Source organism: Streptomyces sp. NPDC052496 (assembly GCF_040679095.1).
Classification (GTDB): domain Bacteria; phylum Actinomycetota; class Actinomycetes; order Streptomycetales; family Streptomycetaceae; genus Streptomyces.
On record NZ_JBFAUH010000039.1, the window covers coordinates 52644 to 58960 of the forward strand.

The 6317-nt window shown below is 74.2% G+C and carries 6 protein-coding genes; 3 read left to right on the plus strand and 3 right to left on the minus strand.

The annotated features are described in order from the left end of the window. Positions 1-51: 51 nt before the first annotated feature. Positions 52-1044: a transcription termination factor NusA gene (gene nusA, locus AB0L45_RS35710; protein ID WP_365847615.1), complete on the minus strand. Its 993-nt coding sequence runs from the start codon at positions 1042-1044 to the stop codon at positions 52-54. A 2-nt stretch (positions 1045-1046) separates the two neighbouring features. Further along, the gene (gene rimP / locus AB0L45_RS35715; protein ID WP_365847617.1) at positions 1047-1580 is read right to left on the minus strand and encodes a ribosome maturation factor RimP; all 534 of its coding nucleotides are present in this window, start codon (positions 1578-1580) and stop codon (positions 1047-1049) included. 118 nt (positions 1581-1698) lie between these two features. Between rimP and AB0L45_RS35720 the strand changes: the two genes are divergently transcribed. The 3 genes from AB0L45_RS35720 (at position 1699) to AB0L45_RS35730 (ending at position 3898) form a co-directional block, all read left to right on the plus strand. Further along, complete coding sequence (locus AB0L45_RS35720) at positions 1699-2325, plus strand: hypothetical protein (RefSeq protein ID WP_365847619.1); 627 nt, start codon at positions 1699-1701, stop codon at positions 2323-2325. A gap of 82 nt (positions 2326-2407) precedes the next feature. Beyond that, positions 2408-2926, plus strand: a complete 519-nt coding sequence (locus tag AB0L45_RS35725) for a ferritin-like domain-containing protein (protein ID WP_365847621.1) — start codon at positions 2408-2410, stop codon at positions 2924-2926. Positions 2927-2980: 54 nt separating this feature from the next. Then, positions 2981-3898 (plus strand): aminoglycoside phosphotransferase family protein, encoded by a 918-nt coding sequence (locus AB0L45_RS35730; RefSeq protein WP_365847623.1) that lies wholly within the window; start codon positions 2981-2983, stop codon positions 3896-3898. A gap of 499 nt (positions 3899-4397) precedes the next feature. Here AB0L45_RS35730 and AB0L45_RS35735 read toward each other — a convergent pair whose 3' ends face one another. Further along, positions 4398-6098: a proline--tRNA ligase gene (locus AB0L45_RS35735; RefSeq protein WP_365847625.1), complete on the minus strand. Its 1701-nt coding sequence runs from the start codon at positions 6096-6098 to the stop codon at positions 4398-4400. Between the last annotated feature and the right edge of the window lie 219 nt (positions 6099-6317).

Sequence of the window (6317 nt, forward strand, 5' to 3'; positions counted from 1 at the left end):
CCTGCGGAGCGCCATCCGGCACGGCTCTTCCGTGCCGGCGGCGGCCCGAGGTCAGTCCTGGCCCGCGCCCTGGTCGGTGTCCGGGCGGATGTCGATCCGCCAGCCGGTGAGCCGGGCGGCGAGCCGGGCGTTCTGCCCTTCCTTGCCGATGGCCAGCGACAGCTGGTAATCGGGCACCGTCACCCGGGCGGAGCGGGCCGCGAGGTCGACGACCTCGACCTTGCTGACCCGTGCGGGCGACAGGGCGTGCGCCACCAGCTCGGCCGGGTCGTCCGACCAGTCGACGATGTCGATCTTCTCGCCGTGCAGCTCGGCCATGACCGCGCGCACCCGGCCGCCCATGGGGCCGATGCAGGCGCCCTTGGCGTTCAGCCCGGAGCGGGTGGACCGTACGGCGATCTTGGTGCGGTGACCTGCCTCACGGGCGATGGCGGAGATCTCCACCGAACCGTCGGCGATCTCCGGCACCTCCATGGCGAAGAGCTTCTTCACCAGATTGGGGTGGGTGCGCGAGAGCGTCACGGACGGGCCGCGCACGCCCTTGACCACCCGGACGACGTACGAGCGCAGCCGGGTGCCGTGCGCGTACTCCTCGCCGGGGACCTGCTCCTGCGCCGGCAGGATGGCCTCCAGCTTGCCGATGTCGACCAGGACGTTCTTCGGATCCCGGCCCTGCTGGACGACGCCCATGACGACGTCGCCCTCCCGCCCGGCGTACTCGCCGAAGGTGATCTCCTCCTCGGCGTCCCGCAGCCGCTGCAGGATGACCTGCTTGGCGGTGGTCGCCGCGATCCGGCCGAAGCCGGACGGGGTGTCGTCGAACTCACGGGGCTCGGCGCCCTCTTCGAGGTCGGCCGGGTCCTCCTTGGCCCACACCGTCACATGGCCGGTGTTGCGGTCCAGCTCCACGCGCGCGTGGCGGCGGCTTCCCTCGGTGCGGTGGTACGCGATGAGGAGGGCCGACTCGATGGCCGCGACCAGCAGGTCGAACGAGATCTCCTTCTCCCGTACCAAACCCCGCAGGGCACTCATGTCGATGTCCACGGCTACGCCTCCTCCTGGCTCTCGTCGTTCTGCTCGGCGCGGTCGTCGCGCCCCTTGTCCTGCTTGCGGTTGAACTCGATCTCCACGCGCGCCTTGGCGATCTCGGCGAAGGCGACCCGGCGGGCGGTGGGCTTGCGCCCCTTCACGCCCGGTACCTCCAGGTCCAGACCCTCGTCGTCCATGGCGGTGATACGCGCCACCAGTTCGCCGCCCTCGTGGAGTTGGGCCCTGATGAGGCGGCCGACGGCGCGGCGGTAGTGCCGCGGCTCGGTCAGCGGACGGTCGGCTCCGGGGGAGGTGACCTCCAGCGTGTACGGGGCGCCGCCCATCACGTCGGAGTCGTCGAGCGCCTGCGAGGCCTCGCGGCTCAGCTCGGCACACTCGTCCAGCTGCACGCCGTCGTCGGAGTCGACCACGATCCTCAGCACACGCCGCTTTCCGGCCGGTGTCACCTCGATCTCTTCCAGATCCAGGTCTCGCGCGGCGACGAGCGGTTCAAGCAGTCCGCGCAGCCTCTCGCTCTGGGTGGTGCTCATCCGGGTGACTCCTCGGCCGCGTGTGCTGTTGTGGGAAGGTCGCGTGTCGGGTCAAAGCCTAGCTGTTCCGGCGGGGTACTGACGATTCGGCGGCCGGTCACGGATACGCTCGCCTGCGGTGATCACTACGGCCGCCCCCACCGAAGACCCCGGGAAGTCACACGTGCACAACGTCGCGCACACGCGCAGGAGGACCTTGCTGACCGGCTCCGTGCTCGGTGGGGCGGCACTGCTGCTCACCGGCTGCTCGGAGGATTCCGGGTCCGGCGGGGGCAGGAAGGACGGGGCCGCGGCGGCGGACGCCCGGCTGCGCCGACAGGCCGCACGGGACAGCGCCGCCCTGCTCGCCCGGTACGACGCGACGCTCGCCGCGCACCCCGGGCTCGACGACCGGCTGCGCCCCCTGCGGACCGAAGTGGCCCGGCACGCGGCGGCGTTCGGGGCCTCTCCGGCTCCCTCCGCGCCCGCTTCCCCGGCACCCTCGACGTCCGCCGGCCCGTCCGACGCCCCGTCCGCGCGGCCCCGTACGGGCGCGTCGCCCCCCTCCTCCCCCGCACCGTCCGCCCCCGCCGTCCCGTCCGACGAGAAGCAGGCGCGTACGGACCTCGCCGCGGCGGAGCGCCGCACCGCGGACGCGCGCGCCGCTGCCCTGGTGAGCGCGCCGCCGGAGCTGGCCAGACTGCTGGCGTCGGTCGCGGCGGCGGGCGCGTCGCACGCGTACCTGCTCACCGAGGACGGCGCATGAGGCACGCCGGGGCGGCGGACGGACGCACGACGGGACAGCGGACGGGGCGGAGCCCCGCCGCGGCCACGGAAGGGGCACAGCGATGCTGACGAAGGCGGAGCACACCGGGGCGACGGAGGACGGCGCACGGGGCGCCGAGCTGCGGGCCCTCCAGGCCGCGCTGGCAGCCGAGCACGCGGCCGTGTACGGCTACGGCGTGGTCGGCGGCCGGATCGGCGAGGACCGGCGCAAGGAGGCGCGGGAGGGGTACGACGCGCACCGCGCGCGCCGGGACGAGCTGCGGCGCGGCGTACGGGACCTGGGCGGCACCCCGCAGGCCGCCGCGGCCGCGTACGAGCTGCCGTTCGCGGTGCCGGACGCGGCCGCCGCGGTCCGGCTGGCCGCGGAGCTGGAGGACCGGGTGGCGGCCGTGTACGCCGATCTCGTCCGGGACGGTGCCGGCGCACGGCGCCGGGACGCGGCGGGGGCGCTGCGGGAGGCCGCGGTGCGTGCGGTGCGCTGGCGCGGCAGCGGCGTAGCCTTCCCTGGGCTCGCGGAACGGGCCGGGGGCGCCGGCACCCCGTCCGGCGCGGCGCACGGCGCCGCCGCGGACCGGCACTGACGGCCACCCGTACCGGGAGGTCACCGAACGTCCACCGAAAGGGACAGCACAGGCATGGCTACGGCACCCATCGAACCGCCGCGACGGCTGGTGAGCGCGCTCGGCGGCGATCCGGACGGACCGGCCGGTGCCTGGCTGGAAGCGCTGCCCGCCCTGGTGCAGCAGCACCTGGACGCCTGGGAGTTGACACCGGAGCGGGTGCACGAGCCGGGCGGGCGCAGCAGTCTGCTGGTGTACGTGCGGCAGGCCGACGGGACACCGGCCGCGCTGAAGTTCCCGGCGCCCGGCCGCGCTCCGGCGCACGAGGGCGCGGCGCTGGCGCAGTGGGACGGCTGGGGCGCGGCACGGCTGCTGCGCGCCGACGAGACCGGAGGTGCGCTGCTCCTGGAGCGTCTGCAGGGCGCGGTGTCCCTGCGCTCGCTGCCGGAGGCGAAGGCGCTGCTGGAGGCGGCCGGGACGGTACGGCGGCTGTGGGTGCCGCCGGCCGAGGGCCACCCGTTCGCGTCGCTGGCGGGCCGTACGGAGGAGACCGTCGAGGAGCTGCGGGCCCTCGGGGCGGCGACCCCGGCGGCGGGACCGCTGCTGGACGAGAGCCTGGAGCTGCGCCGGGCGCTGCCGTCCGACGCCTCCGAGGAGGTACTGCTGCACGGTGCCTTCCGGCAGGGCAAGGTGCTGGCCGGGGAACGCACCCCGTGGCTGGCGGTCGGCCCCTCGCCGGTGGTCGGCGAGCGGGCGTACGACCTGGCCTGGCTGGTGCTGGACCGTTTCGAGGACCTGGCGGCCGGCTCGGGCGCCGCGTCGGCGGCCCGGCGCCGGGTGGCCAAGCTGGCGGACTCCCTGGACGTGGACCGGGACCGGCTGCGCAGTTGGACGCTGTACCGGGCGGTGGACTCGGGAGTGCGCGAGATGACGACACCGGGCGGCGACGCGCAGCGCGGCGAGCTGCTGCTGGAGTTCGCCACCTGGCTGTAGGGACGGGGCTGCCGGACGGGCCAGGGCCGGGCGGGATCGGCTATCCGGGGCTGCCGTGCGGACGGGCGTGGGGCCGAGCGGGACCGGCTACGCGAGGCTGCCGTACGGACGGGCCCGGGGCCGAGCGGGACCGGCTACGCGAGGCTGCCGTACGGACGGGCCCGGGGCCGAGCGGGACCGGCTACCCGAGGCTGCCGTGCGGACGGACGAGGCGCTAGCAGGACCGGCTTGCCGACGCCGCCGCACAGACAGACCAGGGACGGGGCAGGACCGGCTTCCCGGGGCTACCGCACAGACAGGCCAGAGGCCAGGCAGCACCGGCTCCCCGACGTCGCCCCGTACGGACAGACCACGGACCGGGCAGCACCGGCCCCCCGACGCCGCCCCAGACAGGCCAAGGACCAGGCAGCACCGGCCCCCGACGCCGCCCCGCACAGACAGACCAAGGGCCGGGCAAGACCGGCTCCCCGGTCCCGCCCGGCCCCTGGGCCGCTCTGTGTCAGGCGCTCAGCCGGGCCACGGCCTCCTCGACCGTCAGCTCCTCGCGCTCGCCCGTACGGCGGTCCTTCAGCTCGACGACGCCCTCGCCGGCGCGGCGCCCCGCGACCAGGATCTTCGGGACGCCCAGCAGCTCGGCGTCGGTGAACTTCACACCCGGCGAGACGCCCGCCCGGTCGTCCACCAGGACGCGCAGGCCCGCGGCGCCGAGCTTGTCGCCGACCTCCAGGGCCAGCTCCGTCTGCTTGGCCTTGCCCGCGGCGACCACGTGCACGTCGGCCGGGGCGATCTCGGCCGGCCAGCACAGGCCGGACTCGTCGAAGGTCTGCTCGGCGAGGGCCGCGACGGCGCGGGAGACACCGATGCCGTACGAGCCCATCGTGACGCGCACGGGCTTGCCGTTCTGGCCGAGCACGTCCAGCTCGAAGGCATCCGCGTACTTGCGGCCCAGCTGGAAGATGTGGCCGATTTCGATCGCCCGGTCGATGCGCAGGCCCGTGCCGCACTTGGGGCAGGGGTCGCCCGGCTCGACCACGACGACGTCCAGGTACTCGTCGACCTCGAAGTCACGGCCCGCGACGACGTTGCGCGCGTGCTTGCCGTCCTTGTTGGCGCCGGTGATCCAGGCCGTACCGGGCGCGACGCGCGGGTCGGCGAGGTACTTGAAGGACTTGCCGGCCAGGCCCTGCGGACCGACGTAGCCGCGGACCAGGTCCTCGCGGCCGGTGAAGTCCTCGGCGGTGACCAGCTCGACCGTGGCCGGGGCCAGGTGCTCGCCCAGCTTGCCGAGGTCCACCTCGCGGTCGCCGGGCACGCCCACCGCGACGATCTCGCCGTCGACCTTGACCAGCAGGTTCTTCAGCGTGGCGGAGGCCGGCACGCCCAGGTGCTCGGCGAGCGTCTCGATGGTCGGGGTGTCGGGGGTGTCCAGCTCCTCCACCGCGCCGACGCCGGAGGCGTCCGAGGGCTCGACCGTGACCGTGACGGCCTCGGTGTTGGCCGCGTAGTCGCAGGCCGGGCAGTCCACGAAGGTGTCCTCACCGGCCGCGGCGGGGGCCAGGAACTCCTCGGAGGCGGAGCCGCCCATGGCGCCGGAGACGGCGGAGACGATGCGGTAGTCCAGGCCCAGGCGCTGGAAGATCTTCTGGTACGCCTCGCGGTGCAGGCGGTACGACTCGGCCAGGCCCTCGTCGGTGGTGTCGAAGCTGTACGAGTCCTTCATCTGGAACTCGCGGCCCCGCAGCACGCCGGAGCGCGGGCGCGCCTCGTCGCGGTACTTGGTCTGGATCTGGTAGAGCATCACCGGCAGGTCCTTGTAGGACGTGCACTGGTCCTTGACCATGAGGGTGAAGATCTCTTCGTGGGTGGGACCGAGGAGGTAGTCCGCGCCCTTCCTGTCCTTGAGCCGGAAGAGCTGGTCGCCGTACTCCTCCCAGCGGCCGGTGGCCTCGTAGGGCTCCTTGGGCAGCAGGGCCGGCAGCAGCACCTCCTGGGCGCCGATCGCGTCCATCTCCTCGCGGATGATGCGCGACACGTTCTCCAGCACCTTCTTGCCCAGCGGCAGCCAGGTCCAGATGCCGGCGGAGGTGCGGCGGACGTAGCCGGCGCGCACGAGCAGCTTGTGGCTGGCGGTCTCGGCGTCGGCCGGGTCGTCGCGCAGCGTCTTGATCATCAACCGGGACATGCGCTGGACCTGGGCCATGGTGATTCTCCTGCGTAAGAAAGGTGACTTCCGCGAGGTTATCCGGAGGGGCACGCCCCACGGAAATGCGTTCCGCGCCCCATGCGGCCCGTTCCCGCGCCCCATGCCTCCGGATTCCGCGCCCCACGCGGCCCGCTCCCGCGCCCCACGCGGCCCGCTCCCGCGCCCCACGCGGCCCGCTCCCGCGCCCCAGGATCGGAGGAGCACACGTCGGACTCC

What these genes read in the sequence shown, in the direction of transcription:
- rimP (WP_365847617.1), bottom strand. Translation starts at nt 1,580, where the DNA reads ATGAGCACCACCCAGAGCGAGAGGCTGCGCGGACTGCTTGAACCGCTC.
- AB0L45_RS35725 (WP_365847621.1), top strand. Translation starts at nt 2,408, where the DNA reads ATGCTGACGAAGGCGGAGCACACCGGGGCGACGGAGGACGGCGCACGG.
- AB0L45_RS35730 (WP_365847623.1), top strand. Translation starts at nt 2,981, where the DNA reads ATGGCTACGGCACCCATCGAACCGCCGCGACGGCTGGTGAGCGCGCTC.
- AB0L45_RS35735 (WP_365847625.1), bottom strand. Translation starts at nt 6,098, where the DNA reads ATGGCCCAGGTCCAGCGCATGTCCCGGTTGATGATCAAGACGCTGCGC.